The organism is Amycolatopsis albidoflavus, assembly GCF_039525725.1.
Lineage (GTDB): Bacteria > Actinomycetota > Actinomycetes > Mycobacteriales > Pseudonocardiaceae > Amycolatopsis > Amycolatopsis albidoflava.
On the sequence record NZ_BAAAHV010000030.1, the window covers coordinates 32,578 to 58,216 of the forward strand.

Below are 25,639 nucleotides of genomic sequence, written 5' to 3' on the forward strand. Positions count from 1 at the left end.
CTCATCACCGGCTGACCTTCGTCGTCGTGACGGCTTCCTTCGTCACCGGACGGCCGGTCTGGTCCGTCGCGGTCGCGGTGGTCGTCGTGGTCGCGTCCGCGCGCGCCGAGAGCGTGCAGGCGCGCGTGACCTGTTCGCCAGGGGCCAGCTGATTGACGGTGAACGAGCACGCCGGGTCGGCATCGCGAACGGTCACGTCGTGCAAGGGCGCGTCCCCGGTGTTGCGGAGGGTGCTCACGTACGTCACCGGGTCACCTGGACGGATCGGCTGCTGCAGGTAGTCGCGCCGCAGGTCCAGCGCCGGACGCAGCACCGTGAAGTCCGCCTTTCCGGTCGCGGTGACGGGCGGACCCCACGGGGCGGCCGCGGTCGCGGTTGTCGGGGTGGCGGTAGCCGGAGCGACGCACTGGTAGCGCTGGGTTCCGCCGATCGGCAGCTCGGCGAAGGTGTGCCCGCAGGCGGGGTCCGTCACCCGGACGTCGTGCAACGGCTGGTCGCCGGTGTTGGTCAGCACGACCTCGACCGGCACCGAGTCGTCGGCTCGATACGCGCTGCCGGCGGCGTGTTTGGCGACGGTGAACGCGGGCTTCTTCACCTTGAACGACGCCTGGCCGGTGGCGCTCACCGTTCGCTGCGTCGGGTCGGTGCCGGTCACCGTCGCGGTGTTCGTGAAGCCGGCCGCGCCCGCGGTGATCGTGCACTGGTACTCGATTTGGGCATCCGGGGCCAGGCTCGGGATCTGGTGCGCGCAGGCCGGGGTGCGATCGTCCACAACGGACACCGCGGTCAGCGGGACGTCGCCGACGTTGCGGACCAGCAGCGAGAAGGTGACCTTGTCGCCCTGGCGCACCTCGTACGGCTGGGCGTCCTTCATGATCGCGATTTCCGGGTGGATGACGTCGATCTTCGCCGAGCCGGACGCGGTGACCGGGCGGTTCGTCGGGTCCGCGCCGGTCAGGGTGGCGACGACGGCGAAGTCGTCCAGCTTGGCCTTCACGGTGCACTGGTAGCTCTGCGCGGCGCCGGGTTCGAGGCGGTCGAACTTCTTCGGGCAGGCGGGATCGTTGCTGGTCACCGCGGTGAGCGGGACGTCGCCGGTGTTGGTGACGGCGACTGTCACGGTGAGGGTGTCGCCAGCCCGCGCGACGGTCGGGTTCGCGGAGGTCATCACCGTGAGCGCGGGGTGGATGACGTCGATGTGCGCGTCGGCGGACGCGGTGAGCGGCTGGCCTACCGGCGGGGTGCCGGTCACGTGCGCGGTGCTGACGGCGTCGTCGGCTGGGGCGGGGATGGTGCAGTCGTAGGTCTTGTTCGCTTTCGGAGCGAGGGTGTCGAGGGTTTTCGCGCACGGGCCCTGGTCTTCGACCTTGACGGCGGTGAGCGGGGCGTCGCCGGTGTTGGTGACCGTGATGGTGAAGGTGACCGGGTCGCCTGCGCGGAAGGGGCCGCCGTGGACGGTCTTCGTCACCGCCAAACCCGGGTGCACCACGGTGAACGCGGCGTCCGCGCTGGCGGTTACGGTGCCGCCGAGCGGGTCTGCGGCGGTCACCTTGGTGGTGTTGGAGTAGCCGTCGTGACCGGCCTTGGTGGCGCAGGTGTAGTGCTGTTCTTCTCCTGCTGCCAGAGTCGGGAAGTCGCGGGCGCACTCTGGGGTGTTTTGGTCCACAATGGACACCTTGGTCAGCGGCACGTCTCCGCTGTTGCGCACGGTGACGGTGAAGGTGACTTGGTCCCCTTCGCGCACCTGAGCCGGATCGACCGTCTGCGTGATCTGGACGGCGGGGTGGATGACGTCGACGTGCGCGCTCGCGTTCGCGGTCACCGGACGGCCGGACGGATCAGTGCCGGTCACTGTCGCGTCGCTGGTGAGGTCGTCGGTCGCGGGATGAGCGCAGGTGAAGGTCTGCTTTGCTTGCGGGGCAAGGGTTCCCAGCCGCTTTGCGCATTCCGGGACGGCCGGGTCGGCGACCTGGGTGTCGTGGAGTTCGGTGTCGCCGGCGTTGGTCACGGTGAGAGTGAACGTCGCTGGCTCGCCCGGGTGCACGACCGCCGGTGCCACGCTTTGCGCGAGCGTGATGAGCGGGTGGATCACGTCGATCGCCGCCTCGGTCGCCGCCGTCACCGGTGCTCCGACCGGCGGTTTCGCGGTGACCTGCAGTGCCTCGGTCACGTCGGTACTCGGCGCGGTGGTGGCGCAGCCGAACGTCCAGTTGGCTCCGGGGGCGAGTGCGTCATCGTGTTGCTGCGTACAGCCTTCGGCGCGGGCCATCGAGCTGACCGCCAGCCCGGTGAGCGGCACGTCACCGGTGTTCGCCACGATTACGTGCACCGGGACGGCGTCGTTTTCGCGGAACGGTCCACCTTGGACAGCCGCGGCCAGGGTCACCGCTGGGTGCTGCACGGTGAAGGCTGCGCTGGCTTTGGCGGTGACCGGGCGGCCGGTCGGGTCCGTGCCGGTCACGGCTAGGTCGTTCGTAAACCCTTGCGCTCCGGCGACCGTGGTGCAGGTGAAGGTCTGTTTGCCTTGTGCGGAAACGGTTCCGAGAGTGCGTGCGCATTCCGCGACCTGGTCGTCTGCCACCGTGACGTCACGGAACTCGGCGTCACCGGTGTTGCTTACCGTGACGGTGAAGGTGACACGGTCCCCCTCGCGCACCTGCGAAGGCGCGGCCGCGACAGTGGCCTCCAGCGTCGGGTGGACCACGTCGACCCGCGCGTCCGCGGTTGCGCGCTGTGTCGTTCCAAGCTGATCTTTGCCGGTCACGACAACGGTATTGGTCACGTCGTCTGCCGGGGCTAACTGTTCGCACTTGTACGTCTCGACCGCGTTGGGAGCCATCGTGCCGAAGTTGCGCACACAACCCGGCACGCTGTCGTCCGCCACCGCGACGTCGTCGAGCGGCACGTCGCCAGGGTTGCGCACCGTGACCGCGAAGGTGACGCGGTCCCCTTCGCGCACCTGCGCGGGAGACGCGGCCGCGGTGACCGCCAAGGCCGGGTGGATCACCGTGACAGTGGCCGAGGACTTGGCCGTGACCGGTCGGCCGGTGCCGTCAGTGCCCGTAGCGGTGATGGTGTTTGTGGTGGTCGACGCAGGTTTCGCGGTGCAGGAGTAGGTCTGCTGAGTCCCGGGCGTGAGCACGCCGAAGGACCGCGAGCACGCCGGGTTCGTGTCGTCGGTGACGTCGACCGGATTGAGCGGACTGTCGCCGGTATTGCTCACGGTGACAGTCCAGGTGACCTGGTCCCCGCCGTGCACCACGGGCGGGACGGCCGCCTTCGAGACGGACAACGCGGGCGTGATGAGGGGGACTTTCGCGTCGACTGTCGACGAGACGACCTTGCCGAGCGGGTCGATCCCCTTCACGGTCGCGCTCGCTCCGTCCGGCAGCGGAACCGTCGCCGTACAGGTGCCCACCACCGATTGTCCTGGCGCGAGAGACCCGACAGCGCGAGCGCACGAGGGGACCCCTGAGCCGTTGATGGTCACGTCGTGCAGCGGAACGTCGCCGGTGTTGGCGGTCTTGAGCGTGAAGGTCGCCTGATCGCCAGCGCGGTAAGCCGGTTTGTCGACCTGCTGACTCAACGTCACAGCCGGGCGGAGGACATCGACGTTGCTGCCCGCCGAAGCCGACAGCGCTTGCCCGCCGGAGCCCACGCCAGTCACCTTGACCGTCGAGACGAAACCCTTCTCCGGCGCGGCGAACGTGCAGTGATAGCGCGTGGCGGCACCTGGAGCCAGGGAACCGATCTTCTTGCCGCACTGCGGGTTCTGCTCGTCCACGACGTCCACATCGGACACCGGGGTCGCGGCCGGGTTCGTCACGCTCACCGTGAACGTCACCTGGTCGCCCGCGTGCACCCGATGCGGTTCCGCGACCGCCGTGACCTGCAGATCCTGCGCCGGCCGGGCGGGCACCGCGGTCGCGGGCGCGGCCGGGGGCAGCAGAGTGGCCGTCAGGCCGAGGACTAAGAGCAGACGTTTCCCGGCCGAAACCATGCGCGCAAGTTTTCCACCATCCGGTGACGTCGCGGCGATTTCCTACCCGGCAGTGGGATTACCTCACTCCGCTGAGCGATGGGTGAGACGCACGGTTGACTCGTGGGTGATCGCCGCTGCCTGATCGAGGAAGCCGATCACCGTTTGGAGTTGCTCGTCGGAGTAGCCGGCCGCCAGCGATTTCATCGCCGCGACGATGTCGTCCCACAGCGGGGCGGCGCGCTCGACGTTCGCCTGGCTGATGCCGACGAGGACTTTCCGCCGGTCGTCCGGATGCGGCATCCGGTTGACGACGCCCTTGCGTTCGAGCCGGTCGACCAGCGCGGTGACGGACGCGGGCGCGAGCCCGGCGTACTCGGCCAGCTCCTTCGGCGTGAGCGGACCGAGCCGGGCGAGGTAGTCGGTGACCTTGCTCTCGACCGGCGAGAGCCCGTTCTGCTCGGCGAGCGCGGTGTGGAACATGACCGTCTCGGTCGACAGCACCCGGGAGCGAAGCAGCAGCTCAGCGACCAGATCCTCGCGTTCGCTTGACATGCCCGGGAGTCTAGCCGACTATTTAGTTCGACAGAACGAATTACTTTCTAAGATATTCGAAGGGGCGAACCATGACGCGAGTTCTGATCGCGGGCGGGGGCATCGCGGGGGCGATCACCGCGATCGCGCTGCACGAGGTGGGCCACGAACCGGTGCTGTACGAGGCGTACGACCGCAGCGCGGAGGGGGTCGGCGCGTTCCTGACGCTCGCCGTGAACGGTCTCGACGCGCTGACGCCGCTAGGACTGAAACCGCTGGTCAAAGACCTGGGCTTCGATACGCCGCGGATGTCGCTCGGGCTCGGCAACGGCCGGCGGCTCTCCGAGTTCCCGCTCGGCGGACCGCTGCCGGACGGCACGGTGAGCCAGACCGTGCTGCGTTCCGACCTCTACGTGGCGCTGCGCGACGAAGCGGTCAGACGCGGCGTGCCCACGGAGTTCGGCAAGCGCCTGACCGACGCCAAGCAGACCGCGGACGGCGTCACCGCGACCTTCGCCGACGGCACGAAAGCCGACGGCGACCTGCTGATCGGTGCCGACGGGCTGCGGTCGACAGTCCGCGGGATCCTCGATCCCTCCGCGCCGTCTCCGCGATACGTACCGCTGCTCAACACCGGCGGCTTCGCGCGCGGCCTCGATCTCGACGACGAGCCGGGCATCATGCACATGGTGTTCGGCCGCAAGGCGTTCTTCGCGCACGTGCTCGCTCCGGACGGCGCGATCTGGTGGTTCGCGAACGTGCCGCACGCCAGCGAGCCGACGGAATCCGACCTCGCCGCGATGCGCGGCACCGCCTGGCGGAAGCGGCTGCTCAATCTGGTCCGTCCTGACCGCACTCCGGCCAAGGCGATCATCGAGGCCAGCGAAAACATCTACGAACCGTGGGCGACCTATGACTTCCCGACGGTCCCGGTGTGGCACCGCGGCCGGATCGGCCTCATCGGCGACGCCGCGCACGCGACGTCACCGGCGGCCGGTCAAGGAGCGGCGATGGCGATCGAGGACGCGGTGACGCTCGCGATGTGCCTGCGCGACGTCTCCGACCCGGCGGCCGCGTTGAGCACCTTCGAGTCTTTGCGCCGCGAGCGAGTGGAAGCCGTTGTGGCCCAAGGCAAACGCAACGGCGACGCCAAAGCCCTTGGCCCAGTCGGGCGGGTGCTGCGAGACTTCTTCATCTCGCGCGCCGTGCGCAAACCGGCCACCGACGACCCGAACCGGTTCATGTGGGACCACCAAATCGACTGGGCGACCCCGGTGAAAGCGGCCTAGCGCCAAGTGTCGACGCGGTGGAAGTTCTTGTACGCCCGGCTCGGCGTCGGCCCGCGCTGCCCCTGGTAGCGGGAGCCCGCTTCGCTGGAGCCGTACGGGAATTCCGCCGAGCTGGACAGCCGGAAAATGCACAGCTGGCCGATTTTCATCCCGGGCCACAGCGTGATCGGCAGGTTCGCGACGTTCGACAGTTCGAGTGTGATGTGCCCGGAGAAGCCGGGGTCGATGAAGCCCGCGGTGGAGTGGGTGAGCAGCCCGAGACGCCCGAGCGAGGACTTGCCCTCGAGCCGCCCGGCGAGGTCGTCGGCGAGCCGGACCTGCTCGAACGTGGACCCGAGCACGAACTCGCCCGGGTGCAGCACGAACGGCTCGTCGCCTTCTTTTTCGACCAGCGAGGTCAGCTCGTCCTGCTGCAGCTGCGGGTCGATGTGGGTGTACTTGCTGTTGTCGAACACCCGGAAGTAACGGTCGAGCCGGACGTCGATGCTGGACGGCTGGACCATGTCAGGGTCGAAGGGGTCGATGCCGAGACGATCGGCGTCGAGCTCTTTGCGGAGGTCACGGTCACTGAGCAGCACGGATGCAGCCTATCGGGCGGGCAGGCGGCACCGGGGCACCCCTCCGCTCGAAGACGGCGTTCATCCGCTTGAGGTACCGCCGGCGCCCGAACGCCCCCAGCGCTTCCTGCAGCGCAGTCGCGCCGGGGACAAGCTGGCGGACCGTCTCCGCCGCGTAATTCACCCCCGCGGCGGCGAGCACCGCGGCCTGCGCGACCGGGTTGTCCGGCAGCCCGAGGAAGTCGGCGTTGTCCCGCCCGAGCACGAGCCGGCTGATCGCGGAATGCACGCCGACGTTCACCTGCGCGAGGACTTTGCCGGCGGCCCCGCGCCCCTCGCCGATCGCCGCGTGCGTATCGACGAGGGCGCGGGCGAGCCGCTTGGAGTCGTCGTCCGGGATGAATTCAGTGGCGGCCAGCATCCAGAGCAACCGCCAAGCGTCGTCCTCATCCGCGGGCAGCAGCTCGTCGGTGACGCCCATCAGCCAGCCGACGTAGCGCCAGAGGTGGAGGATGTCGGCCTTCTCGCGGGCGGTGTAGCGGAGGCCGAGGAGCTGCGTGCCGAAGACGTAGACGAGCGAGAAGAGGAGGAGCGTGCCCGCGGTCTGGACCTGATTGACCGGCCGGTCCCACCGGTCGTAATCCCAGTCGGGCCGGTTGTTCATCGCGCGCCGGACGTGCGCGTGCACCAGCCGGATCCGCAGCGCGGCCTGGTATCCCGTGCCGTGTTTCTCGAGCGCCCCCGGAGTCGTGACGTCAATCCACCACGCCGCGGTCTCCACCAGCCGCCGCGGCGCCCGGTACTCGATTTCGCCGGTGCCGACCAGGGATTTCGTCGCTCGGGAGGCTAGGTAGCCGCCCATGAGCGACATGTCGCCGAGCGGAAAGAGCCCGAGGAGCCCGGCGCGGGTGATCGCCTTCGCGCCGCTGACGAGCCGCTGGTGATCGACCCAGTACGGGGTGGCCTCGACATGCTCGATGAAGGTTGTTAGCTCGGGCGGGGCTTGTTGCCCGGCGAGCGCTTGGTCGACTCTCGCCTGGTTGTGGGGTTCGCGGTGCAGCCACTCGACGACTGCGTCGGCTAGGGCGTCTTCCTGCTGCGCGAAGGTCCGGAGCCGCTTGAGCTGGCCATCGTCGGCGGTGGCGCCTCTCGTTCGGGCAGCCAGCCGGAACCCGCCTTGGCGGAACATCTCGGGGGGCATCTCGGGGTCGTCCATCGCGCACCTCCGTGGGTCGACAACAAGTGTTGTCACTTCGAGGCGGAGGCGTCAAGGCGTGGCCCGCTGGACATGGGGGTGCCGTGGTTGTGTATGCTGGCCGAGTACTGCGGATGTAGTTCAATGGTAGAACATCAGCTTCCCAAGCTGAATACGCGGGTTCGATTCCCGTCATCCGCTCTCTTGCGAAAGCCCCAGGTCAGTGGTTGTCCACTGTAGACCTGGGGCTTCGTTTTCCTGTGCCCTATTCATCTCGCGTCCCATTAGGGGCGAGGAGCCTGCACAGTCACGACTTCGGCTGTTAGCGCCGACCGAGCGTAGGCAGGCCACCGCCGACGATTCGGATGTACAGGCGCCTGCCTTTGCCAGCGCGTCGTCCATCCGCGCTCCGGGAGCTTTGGCGGTCAGACTGCGGAAGGCTGCCCTCGCCATGAGACGGGCCGCTTATTCGCTCCGCGTTCAAGTCAGATCCGGGGTGCAACCGTGCCGGGCTGACGCTGTTTAGGGACGGGAGCGCGATCTGTGATTCGTTGAGCTTCTTACGGCACTCCTGTGCCCGCACCAGGAGTTCGTCTCGCTTCCACACTTGTGCGGGCAGGTTTTCAAACGACTTAATGAGGCTGCAAGCCAACGCGTGCAGACCCAGACGTCTGTCCTCTGCGACGCGGGGTGCCTTGAGCTTGTTCTTCCCCTGGGAGACTCGGTATGTCTCCAGGTGAGCCCTGACGCCACGTTCCAGGACGTCGAGTCGCCGCAGCAGACCTCGGTACGTCTTAAGAAGTCGCGCGTCTCCTCCCACGAGGTACTGGGCGGCCTGATTTCGTCCTGCCATGTCGATTAAGTCGCTTGAAACAGGCTGGACGTTTCTCCTCGTAGATCACGATCTACGAGAGGCTCGTCATGCTCCCCATCTCGGCGCGTCACCGCTGCCTCTGGAGCCGTGCGCCGAACAGTCCGCCCGCGGCTATGCCGGGTAGCCCACCCATTGCAGGAACGCACCGAGTTGACCGGTCAGGGCGAGGATCGCGGCCAGGGCCCCGTAGGCGAGTACGAGGTACAGCAGTAACCACAGGAGCAGCCGAGGGGAGGACCGGACATGCCTGCGGAGCCTCGGAGACCGGTCGCCTTGGCGATCCCCATAAGCTGAGTATGCCACCGGTGTCTTCCTTGTCCCGGAAAGCTCAATAGTCCACTATGGACATTTACCAGGGTCAACTGCGCGGCGCATCGGTCATCGCATCTGTCTCCGATGAAGCCGTTGCCCTGCGGTGGAACCAAAACAACCCGCACAACACCGCCAGCCACACCACTCCGACCACCAGTGCCAGGCGGGTATCCTCAGCAAACGCCATCACCACGAAGATGAACACCATGAACACCATCGTCAAAACCTGACCCACCGGCCAGAACGGCACCGGGAACTCCCGGGCGGCCGAATCCGAGGGAGACAGGCGGCGGCGGGCGCGGTAGTGCGTCAGCAGGATCATGAACCAAACCCACACCGTCGCGAACGTGCCCACCGACGCGATCAGCAGGAAAGCGCTGTCCGGCAACAGATAGTTCAGAACCACAGCCAGGCTCAAAGCGGCAGCAACGACCAGGACGGTCATCCACGGGATGCCGTTGCGCGTCACCCGGGCCATCACCGCGGGGGCTTGGCCGCGTTGAGCCAGGCCGTAGATCATCCGGCCGGCGCCGAAGATGTCGCTGTTGATCGCGGACAACGCCGCCGTCACCACGACGATGTTCAGAACCGTTGCGGCGGAGTGCAAACCAAGACCGGCGAAGATCTGGACGAAAGGACTCCCGGAGGTGCTGATCGTGTTCCACGGGTTCAGCATCATGATGATCGCCAGGGTCGCCACGTAGAAAAGCAAGACCCGGACGGGAACCGTGTTGACGGCCTTCGGCATGGCGGTGCGCGGGTCTTCCGACTCGGCTGCGGTGAGGCCCAGGATTTCAGTGCCGCCGAAGGCGAACATCACCAAGGCGAACGAAGCGATGAAACCGCCGATGCCATTGGGGAACCAGCCGCCGTGGGACCACAGGTTGGTGACGCTGCCGGAATGAGCACCGAGACCGAAGATCAGGATTGCCGCGCCGCCGAGGATCATGGCGACGATCGCGACTACCTTGACCAGGGTGAACCAGAATTCCAGTTCACCGTAAACCCGCACGCTGACCAGGTTCGCCGCGGCGATGACCAGGATCGTCAGCACTACCCAGATCCACCGTGGCACATCGGGGAACCAGAATCCCATATACACAGCCAAAGCCGTCACATCGGCGACGCAGACGATCACCATCTCGAACGCATATGTCCAGCCGGTCAGGAAGCCGGCCAGCGGGCCCAGGTGTTTCCGCGCGTATTCGCCGAACGAACCGGGCGCTGGATCGTTGACGGCCATCTCGCCCAAAGCCCGCAGGACGAAGAAAATCGCCGCGCCGCCGATGAGATACGCGATCAGCACTGACGGGCCCGCTTTGGCGATCGTGTCCGAGGAGCCGTAGAACAATCCGGTGCCGATCGCCGAGCCCAAGGCGATGAAGCGGATGTGCCTGCCGTTCAAGCGGCGGCTCAAACCATCCCCGGACTTCGTCGTCATCGACGGAACCTCCCGAATTCGGCGGCCCGCGAGCGCATCGGCGCGCGAGCGGGTCGGCACAGTAGAACCGATCCGGCCGGGACCGCCCAACCGACGACTGCCGGAAAGCGTCTGCGATTTCAGACGGTCCACATAGGACCGTCAAGGACCCTCAGCCCTCCACCAATTCCCACGGCGCACCGGGCTCGGCGCGGTCGAATACCTGGCCCGGCGCGGCGAGCAAGGTCGACACGACGTCCGGGTACAGCTGCACGACGTGCTCCAGTTCCAGGCCCTCCACCTCGAAATCCTCCGCCTCGGGGACCTCGAAGCCGACGAACAGCCACGTGCCGTCCTGCTCTCGGACGACCTGGCGGACCGCCCGTGATGGCGCTGCGGCGGTGGTGCCGATTTCGGTCAATCCGGTACTCAGCTGGACTTCTTCCAGCGGCGAACCGGGGTGCGTCCAGGCGGCGATGCGGGCGTCGCGGTGCGCGAGATCCTCGTCCAGGTCATCGGAATCCGACACTGAGCTGAGCAGCCAGGTGAGGCGTTCCGGGTCCCAGTCCGCGGCCATCCCGGCCGGCACGTCGGCCAGCGCGACCAGGTGCGGCAGCAGCGCCACCGCCTCGCGCAGGACCATCGCGCCGAACAGCTGGCGGTTGACCTCCATGTCCTCTTCGAACTCGGCCCCGTCGCTGATGAACCAGTCGTCGTCATCGTCGAGGACGACGAAGGCCAGTTTCTCCGGGTGCTCCACCAGTTCGTGCGCGATGATCACCGGGGATGCCGGGTCCTGTCGCAGCGGCCATTCCTCGGACATGTTCACTCCCCGTCGTTGATTACCTGCAACCACTCGGCATCCGGCGCCTCGCGGAAGAACACCTCGCCCGGCTCCGCGTCCAGCAGCTCGACCACGTCCGGGTACAGCTCCGCCACGTGCCCGAGCTCCAGGGTGTCAACCTCGACCTCGGTCTGCTCGTCCGGGTCGGGCACCTCGAAGCCGACGAACATCCACGTGCCGTCCTCTTCCCGGCTGACGTAACGCACGCCGCGGGCCGGAGCGTCCGCCGCCGTGCTGATCTCCATCAACCCCAGGCTGAGGTTCACCTCGTCCATCGGCGACCCGGCATGCGGCCAAGCCGCGGCACGGGCCTCTCGGTACGCGCGCGCTTCGTCGTCATCGCTCGGAACGAGCGGCGAAATCAGCACCCAGGTCCCGTTGCCCGCATCCCACTCCGCGCCCATCCCGGCAGGCAGCTTGGCCAGCGCTCGCAGCTGCGGCAACAGCTCCACGACGTCGTGCAGGCACACCGTGGCGAACTGCTCCCCGTCGAGTTCCGGGTCGTCGCCGAACTCCGAACCGTCGCTGACGAACCAGCCTTCCTCGTCGTCGAGGAGCACGTGATCCAGGTTTTCCGGATGCTCGATCAGGCCTTGCGCGACGAGCACCGCCGCATGCGGTTCCTGCCCCATCGGCCAGTCTTGCGACATACCCGCTCCCCACCTCGCGTTCGGCTGCGGGCCCATCCCACCAGACCCGCCCGCCCCGGTGCACAGCGCGTCTCCGGCAGGAAATTCCACACTCGTTGGATTAGGCTTGGCGGCATGGTGCTGCCCGAACGTCTCGCCCGGTTCAACCGCGTGGTCACCAACCGGGTCACGAAACCCTTCGCCGACAAGCTGCCCGGATTCGGGGTGGTCGTGCACCGCGGACGCAAGTCCGGCCGCGAGTTCCGCACCCCGCTGAACATCTTCCGCACCGACGACGGATTCGTCGTCGCGCTCACCTACGGGCCCGATGCCGATTGGGTCCGCAACGTCCGCGCGGCGGGCGAGGCGGAGGTGCTCACGCGCGGCCGTAAATACCGCGTGCGTGATCCGAAACTCGTGCATGATGAATCGCGCCGGCCGATGCCGCCCGGGGTGCGGCAGTTCCTTGGACTGGTCGGCGTCACGGATTTCCTTGTGCTTAAACGAGAATAAGGGGCCAGATGCTCACGGGGAAGCTAGTGCGGCTGCGGGCGATCGAACCGTCGGACGCCGAGTCGATCTATCGGTGGATTCACGACCCCGCGGTCGGCCAGTACATGACCGGCGATTACCCGCGTTCGCTCGCCCAGTTGCGCAAACGGGGCGAGGACCGCCCGGTGAATACCTACGAGAACGTCGTGCTGGGCATCGAATCGATCGAAGCGGGCAAGCTGATCGGCGTCGTCGATTTGCGCGACGCGCGCCCAGAGATCGGCCGCGCCGAGCTGGACATCTACATCGGCGAGACCGACCACTGGGACGGCGGATACGGCACCGAGGCGCTGAAACTCATGTGCCGCTACGGATTCAACGTGATGCGGCTGCACCTGATCGCGCTCTGGGTGGTCGCCGAGAACGAGCGCGCGCGGCACGTCTACCGCAAGGTCGGGTTCGTGGAGGACGGCAGGCACCGCGAATGCCATCGCGGGCCCGACGGCCAGTACCACGACATGTACCTGATGAGCCTGCTCGAGCCGGAGCTGAACGACTGAGCTAGCTCTTGACCTGCCGCTTGCCCCACAGGCTCGCGGCCAGCGTCACGCCGATCGCGGCGAGCACGACCTGGGTGATGATCTCCAGCCAGTCGATGCCCTTGGTGTCCGCGTAGCCGAGCCCGCGCGCGATGGCGGTGCCGACGAACGCGGCGACGATGCCGACCAGGATCGTCAGCCAGATCGGGATCGCTTGCTTGCCAGGTGCGACCAGCTTGCCGAGCAGGCCGAGGATCAGGCCGATCACGACCGCGCTGATGATGCCGGAAACCGCCATGGCGAACTCCTTCTGCCGAGAGGATCGGGCCCGACCGGTTTATCCCGGAACCCGAGGCGCCAAACCCGGCTTACCGCCCACCTTCGGCCACCGCCACTGGAAGCACGAAAAATGCCCCGGTCCGGGTGCGGACCGGGGCATTTTTCCAGCCAGTGCGATCAGAAAGCGGCTTCGTCGATCTCCATCAGCGCGTTGTCCGCGGCCTCGACGATCGCGCGCCGCGAGGTCAGCTCCGGCAGCACGCTCTTCGCGAAGAACGACGCCACCGCCAGCTTGCCCTCGTAGAACGGCTTGTCCTTGGCCGACGCGCCGTTGTCGAGCTTGGCCAGCGCGACCTCGGCGCCCTGCAGCAGCTTCCAGCCGACCAGCAGGTCGCCGACCGACATCAGCAGCCGCACGGTGTGCTGGCCGACCTTGTTGATGTTCTGCGGGTCTTCCTGCGACGAGGTCAGGTAGCCGATCAGCGAGCCCAGCATGGCCTGGGTGTCCTCGAGCGCCTGCTTGAGCAGCGCGCGCTCGTTCTTGAGCCGGCCGTTGCCCGCCTCAGACTCGATGAACTTGGTGATCTCGCCTGCGACGAACGCGAGCGCCTGCCCCTTGTCGCGGACGATCTTCCGGAAGAAGAAGTCCAGCGACTGGATGGCCGTGGTGCCCTCGTACAGCGAGTCGATCTTCGCGTCGCGGATGTACTGCTCGATCGGGTAGTCCTGCAGGAAGCCCGAACCACCAAGGGTCTGCAGCGACTGCACGAGCTGCTCAGTGGCGCGCTCGGAACCGACACCCTTGACGATCGGCAGCAGCAGGTCGTTGATGCCGTGTGCGAGCTTCAGGGCTGCTTCGTCACCTTCGCCGGTCCACAGCTGGTCCTGGAAGGACGCGGTGTACAGGTAGATCGCGCGCAGGCCCTCGGCGTACGCCTTCTGCAGCATCAGCGAACGACGCACGTCGGGGTGGTGCGTGATCGTGACGCGCGGCGCGGCCTTGTTCAGCATGTTCGGCAGGTCAGCGCCCTGCACGCGCTCCTTGGCGTACTCCAGCGCGTTCAGGTAACCGGTGGACAGCGTGGCGATCGCCTTGGTGCCGACCATCATCCGGGCGTACTCGATGACCTGGAACATCTGCGCGATGCCGTCGTGCACCTCGCCGAGCAGCCAGCCCTTGGCCGGGGTGCCGTGCTGGCCGAAGGTCAGCTCGCACGTGGTGGACACCTTGATGCCCATCTTGTGCTCGATGTTGGTGACGTAGGCGCCGTTGCGCTCGCCGAGCTCGCCGGTCTTCGAGTCGAAGTGGAACTTCGGGACCAGGAACAGCGACAGGCCCTTGGTGCCCGGCTTGGTCTCGATGCCGGGACCCTCGGGACGGGCCAGCACCAGGTGCATGATGTTCTCGACCATGTCGTTCTCGGCCGAGGTGATGAACCGCTTCACGCCGTCGATGTGCCAGGAGCCGTCCTCCTGCTTGACCGCCTTGGTGCGGCCCGCGCCCACGTCCGAACCGGCGTCCGGCTCGGTGAGCACCATGGTCGCGCCCCAGCCGCGGTCGATCATCAGCTGAGCCCAGTGCTTCTGCTCTTCGGTGCCGTTCTTGTCCACGATCATGGCGAAGTTCGGGCCCGCCAGGTACATGAACAGCGGGGCGTTCGCGCCGAGGATCAGCTCGGCAGCGGCCCACTGCACCGTCGGGGGCAGGCCGAAGCCGCCCAGGTCGTTGGTGAGGCCAAGACGCCACCACTCGCCGTCCATGAGCGCCTTGTAGCTCTTCTTGAACGACTCGGGGATCGTCACGCTGAACGTCTTGGGGTCGTACACCGGCGGGTTGCGGTCCGCGTCGGCGTAGGACTCGGCGAGCGGGCCGGTGGCGAGCTTGTTCAGCTCGGACAAGACGCCGCGGGCGGTCTCCTCGTCCGATTCGGCGAGCACGCCCTTGCCGAGCCGTTCCTGCACGCCGAGTACCTCGAAGAGGTTGAACTCCAGGTCTCGGACGTTGCTCTTGTAGTGGCCCATGTCGTCACTCCGTGTCGTGTTCGGCTTTCCGGCCGGGCACTGGTTCCCTTACTCGCCGGTAACATCAGGATATTACCTACGAGTAACCAGAGCAAGCGAATCCGCCCTTCCAGGGGTGGCAATTCGCTCGGAATGACGGGTCGACCAGGGGTCCGCCTCACCGCGTGCTGCGCGCCACGGCCTCCTGCACAGCCGGGGGACCGGCGCTGTCGTCAAGCTGGGGGACGAGGATGCCGCTGCGGAACGCGATGGTCACCGCGTGTGTCCGGTCGCGAGCGGAAAGCTTGCGCAGAATGCTCTTCACGTGGGTCCGCACGGTTTCCACGGACAGGAAAAGCAGCTTCGCGATTCCGGAGTTCTCCAGCCCTTCGGCGACAAGCTGCAAAACCTGGTACTCGCGCCGCGAAAGCGGCATGGCGCCCTTGGGCTGCACGAGGTGCCCGTCCACCGGAGCGGCTCTTGGCGACGGTTCGCGCTTGGGCCGCGCGGTGAGCGCGGACAATGCCGGGTCGATGTAGCGCCGGTCGTGATGCGCGCGCCGGACCGCCTCGGCGAGCCGCCGGGAATCGACCGCGCGCGGCACGATGGCGTGCGCACCAGCGCCGATGGCCGCGGCGAGGTACTGCTGGGTGCGGTTGGTGTCGCGCACGAGGGTGACCAGCACGAGTGCCGGGTCGCCCGCGTTGAGCAGTTTCGCGAGATGGCAGTTGGGGTCGAGCGCGGAGTCGAGGATCACGACGTCCGGACGGACCTGCTCGCACAACTGCATCGCCGCGTGGTGGCTCGCCGCCTGGCCGGACCAGTGCAGGCCCAGCGTGCGGTGCACCATCGCCGCGATGCCCTCGCGGAAAATCGGGATGGGGTCGACCACTGCGACTCCCAGGCTTCGACCGCCGGCTGGCTGACCGGCCGACATGGGCGTTCGGTGGGGCTCGATGCCACGCATCTCGGGCCTCCGTCCTCGAGGTCGCTCCCGGTGACCGGCACGCCCCCTCGGCGTGCCCGCCGGTCCCCCCTGCCGGAACCGGCCGGGAACGACACCTTGTCCCTGGTTCGACTCCGCCGAGAGCGGCTTGTGACGCGGTTTCCCCCTCATGGCCGTAACGGCTGGTCGCAGCAAACTCTCAGTAGAAAAGCGGCCCCGAAATGCGGGAGGACGGCGCAGCGCGGGTCCGCCCAAGTGGGTTAGCTCTACTGAGGGTTTAACTGCTCGGGTGAATCTCCGATGACCGCCCGTGCGCGCAGCCGACCGAACTCCTCGGCGAGGGTTTTCGGGGTCCAGTGCGCGTTCAAGCCGCTCGGATTGGGCAGCAGCCAGACCTCCGTTGTCCCAATTGTCCGATATTGCGGCCCGACGGCGGCCCGCCGATCCCCGAACGCGACGCGGTAGGCGGTGATTCCGACCACTGCCAGCCAGCGCGGGCGGTACTTCTTGACCTTCTTGGCGAGGATTTCGCCGCCTTCGCGGAGTTCGTCGTCGGACAACTCGTCGGCGCGGGCGGTGGTCCGGGCCACGACGTTGGTGATGCCCAGGCCCAGGTCGAGGAGCTGGTCCTGTTCGCTCGGGTCCAGCCGGCGAGGGGTGAAGCCGCTGGCGTGAAGGGCGGGCCAGAAGCGGTTGCCGGGGCGGGCGAAGTGGAGGCCGAGCGCGCCGGAGTAGAGGCCGGGGTTGATGCCGCAGAAGAGCACGTTCAGGTTGGGGGCCAGGACGTCCGGGATGGTGACCCCGTGCGCGGCGGCTTGTTCGGCCTTGGTGGGTTTCGCGGGCATGGGGTCAGTTTCCGGCACGCTGGGAGGCGTGAGCGTGACGCCTGACGGCTGCCCGGTCGATCTCTATCTGGAGCTGCCTTCCGCCGGTGAGCCGGAGGTGATTCACGGCGCGGTCCCGGCGGGTGCCGCGGTGCTGGAACTCGGCTGCGGATCAGGGCGCGTGACGCATCCGCTGCTCGCACTGGGGCATCCGGTGGTCGCGGTCGATGAATCGGCGGAGATGCTCGCGCATATCCGAGGCGCCGAGACCGTCTGCGCGCGGATCGACGAGCTGCGGCTGGAGCGGCGGTTCCCGGTCGTCGTGCTCGGCAGTCATCTGGTCAACGGACCGGACCGGCAGGCGCTGCTGGCGGCGGCGCGCCGGCATCTGGCGCCTGGCGGACAGCTGCTGGTCGAATGGCATCCGCCCGCCTGGTTCGACCAGGTCGCCAATGGAGCCGGCGGACAGCTGGGCGACGTGCGCATCGCCCTCGAAGGCGTCCGCCGGGAGGGCGACCGGCTCTCCGCCACCGTCCGCTACGCCCTCGGCGACCGGACCTGGAAACAGCCCTTCACCTGCGAGAACTTCCCTCTCGAACCCGCCCTCGATGAGGCCGGGCTGAGGTTCGATCGCTGGCTAACCGCTGAGCGGGACTGGTTCTCCGCACGATCTCCCGGCGCGGGGTAGCCAACCCGCCGCCCCGATCGGTAGCCTGTGTGATCTCTCGCACAACGGCGTCGATGAGGAGAGCACATGCAACTGTGGCTAGTGCTCGGCCTAGTAGCACTGATCATCGCCATAGCCTCGCTGATCGTGATCCTGGAAGACCGCCGCGCGGCGCGCCAAGCCGCGATCGCGAGACGAGCCCGGTTAGCGCGTCTTGGCGAGGTCGATCCGCTCGCTCCGGGCAGGCTCCACGCGGAGGGTTGAAGAGATCGGCCGGAGAGCGAGCAGCAGCGCCCCGGCCAGCCAGCCGAACCCGGCCCCGACGGTGTTGGTCATGAGGTCGTCGACGTCGAAGATCCGGTAGACGAACGGCGCGGTCCCGAAGTTCGCCGTGAGCTGGGTGATCTCGACGGCCAGTGAGGCCGCGAAGCCGATCGCCACCGAGCCGACCAGGCCGCGCCGCCACAGCACCCGGGCGAAGAACCCGAGCGGGACGAACAAGAGCACGTTCATCGCGGCCTGCTGGAACGTCTGCGTGGTGAACCAGTCCGCCGCCGACAGCCCGTACTTCACCAGCTCGGTGTGGATGTCCGCGATCCACTGGAACGGCTCCAGCTGCACGGTCTGCTCCAGCCGGCGGCTGTTCGGGCCGGGCAGCGGCAGGAAGACGACCGCCAGCGCCATGCACGCGTAGAAGACGACCGCCGCGGTGGTCACCAGGCTGCGCAGCCGCAGCCGGCCGTGGCGCGCGAACTGGAGTACGAGCTGCGGGATCAGGATCGTCGCCCACACGGCGAGGAACCCGATGAACCCGTACTGCAGGGCGGTGACCTGTGCGTTCGTCATACCCAGAACGCTATGGATCTTCCCGCGCGCGCACTTCGGTCGAAGAGCCCGAGGCACCGGGGCGGGGATCGGCCAGATGGCCGAGTGCCCGCCGACCGATCGGTCAGCGCTCGCTCGAAGGCGGTTCGTCGTCCCGTTCCGCCCGCTCCGAGCGCCAGGCCGCGAAGACGGTGCCCGCGATCAGCAACAGGACCACGCCGAGCACCAGCACGACGAGCTTTAGTTCCATTTGTCCCCCTCCGCACCCAACGCACAGATCGGCGGGAGCGGACCGAACGTTACCGAAACTTTCATCCGGCACCGGCCGTTCTGCCCTGGTCAGGACCGTCCGATTTGGGCAGACTGCTTCGCCGGGCGTCCGCATCAGGGGTCAGGCGGGCGCGAACACCGGAGGAAACATGAAGCTCTTCACCCGGCTCGCGGCCACCGCCGCGGCCGCACTGGCCACCGTGGCCGTCACGAGCGCGCCCGCCGAGGCCGCACAGACCGCCGACGTCCGGATCATCGCGTTCAACGACCTGCACGGGAACCTCGAACCGCCGTCCGGATCGAGCGGCCGGATCACGCTGCCGGACGGGTCCAAGGTGGACGCGGGCGGCGCGGCCTACCTCGCGACGCACGTCAAGCAGCTCGAAGCGCAGGTGCGCAATTCGATGGTGCTGTCCTCGGGCGACAACATCGGGGCGTCGCCGGTGATCTCGGCGCTGTTCCACGACGAACCGACCATGGACTTCCTCAACGAACTCGGCGTGAAGGCGTCCGTGGTGGGCAACCACGAGTTCGACGAGGGCTACCAGGAACTGCTGCGCATGCAGTTCGGCGGCTGCAACAAGACCGACGGCTGCCAGTTCCGCAAAAGCTACGACGGCGCGCGCTTCCCGCTGCTCGGGTCCAATGTGTACTTCGACAACGGGCTGCCCGCGCTGCTGCCGTTCAGCATCCAGTACTCCGGCGGCGTTCCGGTCGGCGTCATCGGCGCGACGCTCAAGGACCTCCCGTCGGTCGTGACGCCGGAAGCCATCAAGGGCCTCAAGTTCGGCGACGAGGTCGAGGCGATCAACCGCACCGCGAACATCCTCGACCGGCTCGGCGTGAAGGCCCAGGTCGTGCTGCTGCACCAGGGCGACGAGGCGCTGCCCGGCGCGGGTCCGAACGACTGCAAGGTCCAGCCGGACGGCGAAGCCGGAACCATCGCGAAGAACGTGACGCCGAAGGTCGACGCGATCTTCACCGCGCACAGCCACCAGCAGTACAACTGCGTCGTCAACGACCCGGCCGGGCAGCCGCGACCGGTGATCCAGGGCGCGTCGTTCGGCCGGTTGCTGTCGGTGGTGGACCTGAAGATCGACCGCCGCACGCGCGACGTCGTCCGGTCGCAGACCAAGGCGCACAACGAGATCGTCACCCGCGACGTCACGCCGGACCCGGCCGTGACGAAGCTCGTCGACGAGGCCAAGACGAAGGCCGCGCCGATCGCGAACAAGCAGGTCGGCACCATCACCGCGGACCTGCCCGCGGCGGGCGGACCGTCCGGCGAATCGCCGCTCGGCGACGTGATCGCCGACGCGCAGCTCGAAGGGACCAAGTCCAACAACGCCGTGATCGCGATGACGAACCCGGGCGGCATCCGCGCCGACCTGACGTACAAGTCGTCGTCCGCCGGTGAGGGCGACGGCGTCGTCACCTACGGCGAGGCGTTCACCGTGCAGCCGTTCTCGAACATCATGCAGACGATCACGCTCACCGGCGCGAACCTGAAGAACGTGCTGGAACAGCAGTGGGGCCAGCCCGGCGGCACCAAGATCCTGCAGATTTCGAAGTCGCTGCACTACACGTACTCGGCGGCCGCTCCGGTCGGCTCGCGGGTTTCGAACATCACGGTCAACGGCACGGCGATCGACCCGGCGGCCAAGTACCGGGTGTCGGTGAACAACTTCCTCGCCGCCGGCGGGGACGGGTTCACCGAGTTCAAGAAGGGCACCGACCTGGCGGGCGGGCCCGTGGACCTGGACGCGTTCATCGCCTACCTCGGCGCGCACCCGGGCATCGCTCCGCCGCCCGCGGACCGGATCACCGCGACTCCGTAAGCAAGGTCCGTGAAGGACTCCTTGAGGGAATCTGATTCCCTCAAGGAGTCCTTCACGGCTTTTCAGCTCTCGTTTCTCCAAGACAGGGGTGAACCGGCGGGGGAGGATGGTCGGCATGACGATGACCTGGGACGACGTGACCGCGTGGGCACAGGAGGAGTTGGCCGAGACCGAGGTGGCGACCTGGTACCGCACGCCCGCGCTGAAGGTGGCGGGCAAGGGTTACGCGCGGCTGCGCACCGAGGCGGAGGGCGGCCTGGTGCTGTTCGTCGGTCTCGACGAGAAGGCCGCGCTGCTCGCCTCAGGCGATCCGGCCTTCTTCACCACGCCGCACTACGACGGCCACGGCTCGATCCTCGTGGACCTCGACCGCGTCGATCCGCAGCAGCTGCGGGAACTGCTCACCGAATCGTGGCGGTCGAAGGCCCCGGCGCGGCTCAGCAAATGACGATCGGCTGCGGCGAGTACGTCGTGCTGCGGCTTTCCTCGCGGACCTCGCCGCCGCTGGCCAGGTCGTAGAACACCCGGGTGTCGCTGACGGTGAACCCGGACGCGCCCGGCGAGGCGTGACACTGGCCGTCGGGACCAGGGCCGAGCTGCACCGTCGGCGGCACCTGGTTCGACGGCGCTCCGCTGCGGCCTTCGACGCGGAAGTGCTTGGTACCCCAGATCTTCACCGTCACCGACCCGCCGCTGGCGCTCGCCTGGATCGCGAATCCGGTCGGATCGTTGTTGGCCAGCTTGAGGTCCACGGCGTTGCCGGAACTGTCCACCGCCACCGCGTCGCGGGCCGCTGGGTAGCGGTTGATGAAGTGGTCATGCGCCGCGTGCCCGCCGTCGCCGAGGCCGGCCAGGTAAGCGGCGTTGTACAGAGTGGACGAGAGCTGCGACAGCCCGCCGCCCGTTACCGCCGGACCGGTGCCGTCCTCGTCGACCGGCGCGGACGCGTAACCGCCGCCTCGATAGTCGTTGAGGCTGAACGATTCTCCCGGTTTCACGAGGGCGCCGTTGATGCGTCCGGCGAGCGTGGCGACGTTGTCCGCGGCCGGGCCGCTGAGCCCGCCGGTGGTGTACTCGCCGATGACCTCCTTGACGCCCAGCGCGTTCGCGCCGTCGGTGGTCAAGTTCGGGTGCTTCTGGTCGTAGGCGACCGGCAGATCGCGGCCGGACGGCTTCGCGAGCACGTCGGCGAGGGACTTGAAAGTGTTGGCCCAGTTGATCTTTCGTCCGTCTTCCGACGGCGTGACGGTCGGGACGCCGGAGTCGAGGCTGATCTGCGCGTCCTTGCCGTTCGCCTCGGTGGACGCCAGGTCCGGCTGGACGGCCTTGCGCAGTTTCTCCTGATCGATCCGCAGTTCGAGACCGCCGCCGCCGTTCGGCTGGAACTGGAACGACGACGCGATCGCCGACGGCTGCAGTGTGGTGTCCTTGCCCTGTCCGTGCAGCACGACCGGCGCGGCGACCGCGGGCGCGACCACGGTGTCCAGCAAGCGGTGTACGTCGGCAGAGGTGGTCTTGGCCGGGGTCACGGCCATCTTCAGCGTGACCCCGCGCGGCGAAAGCCAATCCGCCACCACGGTTTGCACCGCGGCCGGGACGTCCGCCAGCTCCTGGCCCTGGCGCGGTTCGACCGCATAGGCGGTGACGCCGTCCGACTCCTTCGGCGTGAACCCGATGCTGCCCTCGACCAGCGGATGGTTGAGCTGCTTCCCGGCGAGCTGCTGCACCGCGTCGGTCACCTCGAGCTGGTCGCTGCGCGTCACGACGCCCACCTCGCGGGTGGTGAAGAACGACAGCAGCCGCGTGACCGGGCTCCACGGCTGGTGCCCGGCCTGGGCGAGCGTGCCCGGCCAGTCGAGGCCGAGGCCCGAATCCGCGGGCACGAGCGTGCCGGTGACGTCGCCGGCGTGGATCGCCACCGGACGGGTCAGCCGGGGCTGGAGTTCGCTGTGCAGCTTGGCTTCGGCCTCGGCGTAGGACAGGTCGCCGACGTCGATGCCGGCCACCTGCACACCGCGCGGCACGTCGCCGGCGCTGGTCATCAGGTCGATCGTGTACAGCAGCACGAACAGCCCGAGCAGGCAGCCGACGATCATGAACGAGCGGCCGACGCGTTTGCGGAACCGGCGGAAACGCGTGTTGGGCGGCGGGGGCGCGTCGGCCACCGCGAAGATCTCCGTGGCCAGATCGGATTCGCCGGCCAGGGCGGGGTCGTTCAGCAGCTCGTCGCTCAGCAGGTCGTCGGCGAAAGCCGACGAACGGTCTTCTTCACGCAACGCCTGCCTCCCCTGGTACGGGAGCTACAGGTACAGCCCCGTGCCGTGTTCGGTCCGCTCCGTGGCCACCGCGTGGATGTCGCGTTCGCGCATCACCAGGTGGCCCTCGCCCTGGATCTCGACCTCGAGCTGGTCCTCCGGATTGAAGAGCACCCGGTCGCCATGCTTGACGTTCCGCACGCTGTTGCCGACACCCAGTACATCACCCCACACCAGCCTGCGCGCGACTTGCGCGGTGGCGGGAATCACGATGCCGCCGCTGCTGCGACGCTCGCCTTCCTCCTGCGACAACCGCACGAGGACGCGGTCGTGCAGCATCTGGATCTCGAGCTTGGGCGTGTCCGGCACGCCAGCCATGCTACTGACCGGGTGCCGGAGCCTTGGGCTCGCCCGCCATCATCAGGCTCAGCGCCTTCCCTCCTCCGCTCTCGAAACGCACCGGGACGCCCCAGTCCTGCCGGGTGATCCGGCACGCCGGGTGCTCGCCGCCGTCATCGCAGCTCGCGGCCTGCGCCACTACCTGCAACACACCTTCGGTCGCGCCCTCGGCGAACTTGATCCGCCGAACGAGATCAGTTCCGACTCCGGCTCCGTCGGCGAGCAGTTCCGGCGGCGACGCGGTGATCTCCAGCCGCGTCGACGGCCCGTAACGCTCGTCGAGCTTTTCGCCAGGCGGCGGAGTGAAGACGACGGAAAACTCGATCTCCCCGGGCGCGAGCACGGTCGGCGGACGCCGGACGGCCTGGCGAGTTCCCGCGACCGCGGTCGCCTGGCCATTGCCCCCGAGCGGGGTAACCCGGTTGCCCGCCGACTCCACGACGTACAGCTCGCCGTCGTGGCGCACCAGGCCTTGCGGTTCGGCGAACCCGGTCGCGAGGGTCGTGACGTCGCGGGTGAACGGGTCGTAGCGGCGGATCGCGCTGTTGTAGGTGTCGGCGATCGCGACCCGGCCGTCGGACAGCACGGCGAGCCCGAGCGGATGCTGCAGCAGCGCCTGGTCGGACGGGCCGTCGGCGTGGCCGAAGGTGAACAGGTCCGTGCCGACCGCGGTGTGCACGGCGAACGACTCGCCCGCCGGTTCGATCCAGCGCAGGGCCGAGGTTTCCGCGTCGACGAACCACAGTTTCTGCCCGTCCACGGCGAATCCGGACGGCTGGGCGAAGAACGCCTCGTGCACGTCGCCGTCGCGCAGGCCCTCGACGGTGGTTCCGGCGAACCGGCGGATGGTGCCCGAGGCCGGGTCGAACACGCTCAGCGTGTGGTTTCCGGCCATCGCGACGACCACGCCGCCCGCCGGGGCCCACCACGTGACGTCCCACGGGCTGGTGAGGTCGGTGTCCAGCGCCTTGCCGGTGTCGGTGCCGTCGCGCCACTGGTTTCCCGTGCCGGCAATGGTTTTCATCTCGCCGGTGTTGAGGTCGAGGCCGCGCAGGCGGTGTCCCGCGGTGTCCGCGACGACGGCGTGATAGCCGGCCCGCTGCGCGACTTCGTTGGGCAGCAACGCGATTCCGGACGGTTCGGAGAACTGGGCCAGGTCGAACGGCCCGTCCTGCGTCCCGCGGACCCCGCTGCCGAAGCGGCGGATGACGGTCTCGCCGTCGGAAGCGAACTCGACGATGGAGTGATGTCCGGTGTCCGCCACCAGAATCCGGCCACCCGCGGTGACGACGGCCTTGCTGGGGAAACGCAGTTCGGTGCGCTGCTCCTCGACCGGCACGTACGGGCTGCCGCCGCGCCGGAGCGTGCCCTTCGCGTCGTGCTTGGCGACGAGGTCGGCGATCACGCGGCGTAGCGCTTCGCCGTGGCCCTCACCGGCCGCGACGTGCACGACGTACCCCTCGGGGTCGACGACGACCAGCGTCGGCCAGGCCCGCACGGCGTACTGCGACCACAGCTCCATCTTCGGGTCGTTGACCACCGGATGGTGCACCTCGTACCGGCGCACCGCGGCCTCGATCGACGTGCGCTCGCCCTCGCGGCTGAACTTCGGCGAGTGCACCCCCACCGTGACCAGGACATCCGCGAATTCCTGTTCCAGCGGACGCAGTTCGTCGAGAACGTGCAGGCAGTTGATGCAGCCGCTGGTCCAGAAGTCCAGCAGCACCACGCGTCCGCGCAGTTCCGCCAGAGTGAGCCGGCGTCCGCCGGTGTTGAGCCAGACGTCGCCGGTCAGCTCGGGCGCGCGTACGCGGGCTTGCCGGGCTTGCGGTGAGGAAGTCACGGGAGGAGTGAACTACATCCGGTCACGCGGTGTTCCGTCAACCACGGCCGGAGAGAAGAACCTCACCCCGGCGAGGGAGCCCATTCCGGGCAAAAAAGGACGCGCGGACGCGGCCGGGCGCTACGTACGCTTCGGGCATGACACACGTTCAGCCGGCCGAAGCCTTCACCGTGGAGGAGGCCCGCATCCTGCAGCAGAATCTCGGCGAGCCCTTGCGGCCCGGCCTCACGCCCGCCGAACTGAGCGACGTCGAGGACCAGTTCGGCTTCACCTTTTCCGACGACCACCGGATTTTCCTGACCGCGGGCGTCCCGGTCGGCGACCGCTGGCCGGATTGGCGCCACGGCGACCCGGACCAGCTGCGCAAACGCCTCGACTGGCCGGTCGACGGCGTCCTGTACGACGTGGAGAACAACGACCTGTGGCTTCCCGAATGGGGCACCCAGCCGCGGTCGATGTGCAACGCACTGGCGGTCGCGCGACGGCATCTGGCGGCGGTGCCGCAGCTGGTGCCAGTGTGCGGGCATCGGTATTTGCCCGCGACGGCCGGGGAATCCGGGTATCCGGTGCTGTCGGTGTATCAGACCGACGTGGTCTATTACGGCTGGGACCTGCGCAGCTACCTACGGCACGAGTTCGGCGGGGAGCCACTGGGGGAGGAACCCGAGAACGTCCGAGTCGTGGAATTCTGGTCGCGATTCGTGGAATGAGTTGTGTTTGATGGTTGTGTCTTTGGCTGTGTCTTTGGCGCCGGCTCCGCCGTCGCGTGCGGGATCGCCTTTAAGTCGGCGGGTCGGGGAGCAGCGCACCCGGCCCGGGGGGCCGTGC

Annotated in this window: 23 protein-coding genes and 1 tRNA gene; 8 read left to right on the forward strand and 16 right to left on the reverse strand. The window is 68.0% G+C overall.

Annotation, left to right across the window (positions count from 1 at the left end; translation table 11 throughout):
- Window positions 1-4: 4 nt before the first annotated feature.
- Together ABD156_RS44295 and ABD156_RS44300 are read right to left on the reverse strand one after the other, a co-directional pair.
- The gene (locus tag ABD156_RS44295) at window positions 5-4,000 is read right to left on the reverse strand and encodes a DUF7507 domain-containing protein (RefSeq protein WP_344287604.1); all 3,996 of its coding nucleotides are present in this window, start codon (window positions 3,998-4,000) and stop codon (window positions 5-7) included.
- Window positions 4,001-4,063: 63 nt separating this feature from the next.
- Window positions 4,064-4,534, reverse strand: a complete 471-nt coding sequence (locus tag ABD156_RS44300; RefSeq protein WP_344287606.1) for a MarR family winged helix-turn-helix transcriptional regulator — start codon at window positions 4,532-4,534, stop codon at window positions 4,064-4,066.
- A 71-nt stretch (window positions 4,535-4,605) separates the two neighbouring features.
- Between ABD156_RS44300 and ABD156_RS44305 the strand changes: the two genes are divergently transcribed.
- Window positions 4,606-5,802 carry an FAD-dependent oxidoreductase gene (locus ABD156_RS44305; RefSeq protein ID WP_344287608.1) on the forward strand — a complete coding sequence of 399 codons (1,197 nt, stop codon included), beginning with the start codon at window positions 4,606-4,608 and terminating at the stop codon, window positions 5,800-5,802.
- Here ABD156_RS44305 and dcd read toward each other — a convergent pair.
- Window positions 5,799-6,380: a dCTP deaminase gene (gene dcd / locus ABD156_RS44310; protein WP_344287610.1), complete on the reverse strand. Its 582-nt coding sequence runs from the start codon at window positions 6,378-6,380 to the stop codon at window positions 5,799-5,801. The genes ABD156_RS44305 and dcd overlap by 4 nt on opposite strands.
- Entirely contained in the window at window positions 6,367-7,575 is a 1,209-nt protein-coding gene (locus ABD156_RS44315; RefSeq protein ID WP_344287612.1) for an oxygenase MpaB family protein, read from the reverse strand. Before ABD156_RS44315 ends, dcd begins: the two co-directional genes overlap by 14 nt.
- Window positions 7,576-7,684: 109 nt before the next feature.
- On the opposite strand from ABD156_RS44315, the gene ABD156_RS44320 reads away from it, so the two are divergent.
- A tRNA-Gly gene (locus ABD156_RS44320) sits at window positions 7,685-7,755 on the forward strand.
- Window positions 7,756-8,786: 1,031 nt separating this feature from the next.
- On the opposite strand, the gene ABD156_RS44325 is transcribed toward ABD156_RS44320, so the two are convergent.
- Genes ABD156_RS44325 through ABD156_RS44335 form a run of 3 tightly spaced genes read right to left on the reverse strand, consistent with a single transcriptional unit; the run spans window position 8,787 to window position 11,654 of the window.
- Window positions 8,787-10,313 (reverse strand): amino acid permease, encoded by a 1,527-nt coding sequence (locus ABD156_RS44325; RefSeq protein ID WP_344287614.1) that lies wholly within the window; start codon window positions 10,311-10,313, stop codon window positions 8,787-8,789.
- A gap of 19 nt (window positions 10,314-10,332) precedes the next feature.
- A complete protein-coding gene (locus ABD156_RS44330; protein ID WP_344287616.1) occupies window positions 10,333-10,983 on the reverse strand; it encodes a hypothetical protein in 651 nt (216 codons plus the stop codon).
- 2 nt (window positions 10,984-10,985) lie between these two features.
- On the reverse strand, window positions 10,986-11,654 hold the full coding sequence (locus tag ABD156_RS44335) for a hypothetical protein (RefSeq protein WP_344287618.1): 669 nt from the start codon (window positions 11,652-11,654) through the stop codon (window positions 10,986-10,988).
- A gap of 114 nt (window positions 11,655-11,768) precedes the next feature.
- On the opposite strand from ABD156_RS44335, the gene ABD156_RS44340 reads away from it, so the two are divergent.
- Together ABD156_RS44340 and ABD156_RS44345 are read left to right on the forward strand one after the other, a co-directional pair.
- Window positions 11,769-12,146: a nitroreductase family deazaflavin-dependent oxidoreductase gene (locus tag ABD156_RS44340; RefSeq protein WP_344287620.1), complete on the forward strand. Its 378-nt coding sequence runs from the start codon at window positions 11,769-11,771 to the stop codon at window positions 12,144-12,146.
- An 8-nt stretch (window positions 12,147-12,154) separates the two neighbouring features.
- Window positions 12,155-12,685 carry a GNAT family N-acetyltransferase gene (locus tag ABD156_RS44345; protein WP_344287622.1) on the forward strand — a complete coding sequence of 177 codons (531 nt, stop codon included), beginning with the start codon at window positions 12,155-12,157 and terminating at the stop codon, window positions 12,683-12,685.
- 1 nt (window position 12,686) lies between these two features.
- Here ABD156_RS44345 and ABD156_RS44350 read toward each other — a convergent pair whose 3' ends face one another.
- From ABD156_RS44350 to mug, 4 genes are all read right to left on the reverse strand, one after another.
- A complete protein-coding gene (locus ABD156_RS44350) occupies window positions 12,687-12,962 on the reverse strand; it encodes a GlsB/YeaQ/YmgE family stress response membrane protein (RefSeq protein WP_009085047.1) in 276 nt (91 codons plus the stop codon).
- A gap of 158 nt (window positions 12,963-13,120) precedes the next feature.
- Window positions 13,121-14,965 (reverse strand): acyl-CoA dehydrogenase, encoded by a 1,845-nt coding sequence (locus ABD156_RS44355; RefSeq protein ID WP_344287624.1) that lies wholly within the window; start codon window positions 14,963-14,965, stop codon window positions 13,121-13,123.
- 157 nt (window positions 14,966-15,122) lie between these two features.
- Window positions 15,123-15,911: a response regulator transcription factor gene (locus ABD156_RS44360; RefSeq protein WP_344287626.1), complete on the reverse strand. Its 789-nt coding sequence runs from the start codon at window positions 15,909-15,911 to the stop codon at window positions 15,123-15,125.
- Between the two features lie 245 nt (window positions 15,912-16,156).
- Window positions 16,157-16,735 (reverse strand): G/U mismatch-specific DNA glycosylase, encoded by a 579-nt coding sequence (gene mug / locus ABD156_RS44365; RefSeq protein ID WP_344287627.1) that lies wholly within the window; start codon window positions 16,733-16,735, stop codon window positions 16,157-16,159.
- Window positions 16,736-16,763: 28 nt separating this feature from the next.
- Between mug and ABD156_RS44370 the strand changes: the two genes are divergently transcribed.
- Window positions 16,764-17,402 carry a class I SAM-dependent methyltransferase gene (locus ABD156_RS44370; protein ID WP_344287629.1) on the forward strand — a complete coding sequence of 213 codons (639 nt, stop codon included), beginning with the start codon at window positions 16,764-16,766 and terminating at the stop codon, window positions 17,400-17,402.
- Window positions 17,403-17,585: 183 nt separating this feature from the next.
- Here the strand turns inward: ABD156_RS44370 and ABD156_RS44375 are convergent, their stop codons facing one another.
- Window positions 17,586-18,227, reverse strand: coding sequence for a VanZ family protein (locus ABD156_RS44375; RefSeq protein ID WP_344287630.1), 642 nt, complete (start codon window positions 18,225-18,227; stop codon window positions 17,586-17,588).
- A 103-nt stretch (window positions 18,228-18,330) separates the two neighbouring features.
- A complete protein-coding gene (locus ABD156_RS44380) occupies window positions 18,331-18,456 on the reverse strand; it encodes a hypothetical protein (protein ID WP_344287632.1) in 126 nt (41 codons plus the stop codon).
- 169 nt (window positions 18,457-18,625) lie between these two features.
- On the opposite strand from ABD156_RS44380, the gene ABD156_RS44385 reads away from it, so the two are divergent.
- Window positions 18,626-20,314: a bifunctional metallophosphatase/5'-nucleotidase gene (locus ABD156_RS44385; protein ID WP_344287634.1), complete on the forward strand. Its 1,689-nt coding sequence runs from the start codon at window positions 18,626-18,628 to the stop codon at window positions 20,312-20,314.
- Between the two features lie 106 nt (window positions 20,315-20,420).
- Entirely contained in the window at window positions 20,421-20,762 is a 342-nt protein-coding gene (locus tag ABD156_RS44390; RefSeq protein ID WP_377926879.1) for an MmcQ/YjbR family DNA-binding protein, read from the forward strand.
- On the opposite strand, the gene ABD156_RS44395 is transcribed toward ABD156_RS44390, so the two are convergent.
- From ABD156_RS44395 to ABD156_RS44405, 3 genes are read right to left on the reverse strand one after another with little or no spacing between them, the layout of a single operon-like run.
- A complete protein-coding gene (locus tag ABD156_RS44395) occupies window positions 20,752-22,590 on the reverse strand; it encodes a VanW family protein (RefSeq protein ID WP_344287638.1) in 1,839 nt (612 codons plus the stop codon). The genes ABD156_RS44390 and ABD156_RS44395 overlap by 11 nt on opposite strands.
- A 24-nt stretch (window positions 22,591-22,614) precedes the next feature.
- Window positions 22,615-22,947 carry a GroES family chaperonin gene (locus tag ABD156_RS44400; protein ID WP_116199430.1) on the reverse strand — a complete coding sequence of 111 codons (333 nt, stop codon included), beginning with the start codon at window positions 22,945-22,947 and terminating at the stop codon, window positions 22,615-22,617.
- A 1-nt stretch (window position 22,948) separates the two neighbouring features.
- Complete coding sequence (locus tag ABD156_RS44405) at window positions 22,949-24,811, reverse strand: NHL domain-containing thioredoxin family protein (protein WP_344287641.1); 1,863 nt, start codon at window positions 24,809-24,811, stop codon at window positions 22,949-22,951.
- A 137-nt stretch (window positions 24,812-24,948) separates the two neighbouring features.
- Between ABD156_RS44405 and ABD156_RS44410 the strand changes: the two genes are divergently transcribed.
- Complete coding sequence (locus ABD156_RS44410; RefSeq protein ID WP_344287643.1) at window positions 24,949-25,521, forward strand: hypothetical protein; 573 nt, start codon at window positions 24,949-24,951, stop codon at window positions 25,519-25,521.
- Window positions 25,522-25,639 lie beyond the last annotated feature (118 nt).

What these genes read in the sequence shown, in the direction of transcription:
- ABD156_RS44410 (WP_344287643.1), top strand. Translation starts at nt 24,949, where the DNA reads ATGACACACGTTCAGCCGGCCGAAGCCTTCACCGTGGAGGAGGCCCGC.
- ABD156_RS44300 (WP_344287606.1), bottom strand. Translation starts at nt 4,534, where the DNA reads ATGTCAAGCGAACGCGAGGATCTGGTCGCTGAGCTGCTGCTTCGCTCC.
- mug (WP_344287627.1), bottom strand. Translation starts at nt 16,735, where the DNA reads ATGCCCGCGAAACCCACCAAGGCCGAACAAGCCGCCGCGCACGGGGTC.
- ABD156_RS44380 (WP_344287632.1), bottom strand. Translation starts at nt 18,456, where the DNA reads ATGGAACTAAAGCTCGTCGTGCTGGTGCTCGGCGTGGTCCTGTTGCTG.
- ABD156_RS44385 (WP_344287634.1), top strand. Translation starts at nt 18,626, where the DNA reads ATGAAGCTCTTCACCCGGCTCGCGGCCACCGCCGCGGCCGCACTGGCC.
- ABD156_RS44360 (WP_344287626.1), bottom strand. Translation starts at nt 15,911, where the DNA reads ATGCGTGGCATCGAGCCCCACCGAACGCCCATGTCGGCCGGTCAGCCA.
- ABD156_RS44345 (WP_344287622.1), top strand. Translation starts at nt 12,155, where the DNA reads ATGCTCACGGGGAAGCTAGTGCGGCTGCGGGCGATCGAACCGTCGGAC.
- ABD156_RS44350 (WP_009085047.1), bottom strand. Translation starts at nt 12,962, where the DNA reads ATGGCGGTTTCCGGCATCATCAGCGCGGTCGTGATCGGCCTGATCCTC.
- ABD156_RS44390 (WP_377926879.1), top strand. Translation starts at nt 20,421, where the DNA reads ATGGTCGGCATGACGATGACCTGGGACGACGTGACCGCGTGGGCACAG.
- ABD156_RS44375 (WP_344287630.1), bottom strand. Translation starts at nt 18,227, where the DNA reads ATGACGAACGCACAGGTCACCGCCCTGCAGTACGGGTTCATCGGGTTC.
- ABD156_RS44305 (WP_344287608.1), top strand. Translation starts at nt 4,606, where the DNA reads ATGACGCGAGTTCTGATCGCGGGCGGGGGCATCGCGGGGGCGATCACC.
- ABD156_RS44330 (WP_344287616.1), bottom strand. Translation starts at nt 10,983, where the DNA reads ATGTCCGAGGAATGGCCGCTGCGACAGGACCCGGCATCCCCGGTGATC.
- ABD156_RS44295 (WP_344287604.1), bottom strand. Translation starts at nt 4,000, where the DNA reads ATGGTTTCGGCCGGGAAACGTCTGCTCTTAGTCCTCGGCCTGACGGCC.
- ABD156_RS44400 (WP_116199430.1), bottom strand. Translation starts at nt 22,947, where the DNA reads ATGGCTGGCGTGCCGGACACGCCCAAGCTCGAGATCCAGATGCTGCAC.
- ABD156_RS44340 (WP_344287620.1), top strand. Translation starts at nt 11,769, where the DNA reads ATGGTGCTGCCCGAACGTCTCGCCCGGTTCAACCGCGTGGTCACCAAC.
- ABD156_RS44315 (WP_344287612.1), bottom strand. Translation starts at nt 7,575, where the DNA reads ATGGACGACCCCGAGATGCCCCCCGAGATGTTCCGCCAAGGCGGGTTC.
- ABD156_RS44355 (WP_344287624.1), bottom strand. Translation starts at nt 14,965, where the DNA reads ATGGGCCACTACAAGAGCAACGTCCGAGACCTGGAGTTCAACCTCTTC.
- ABD156_RS44335 (WP_344287618.1), bottom strand. Translation starts at nt 11,654, where the DNA reads ATGTCGCAAGACTGGCCGATGGGGCAGGAACCGCATGCGGCGGTGCTC.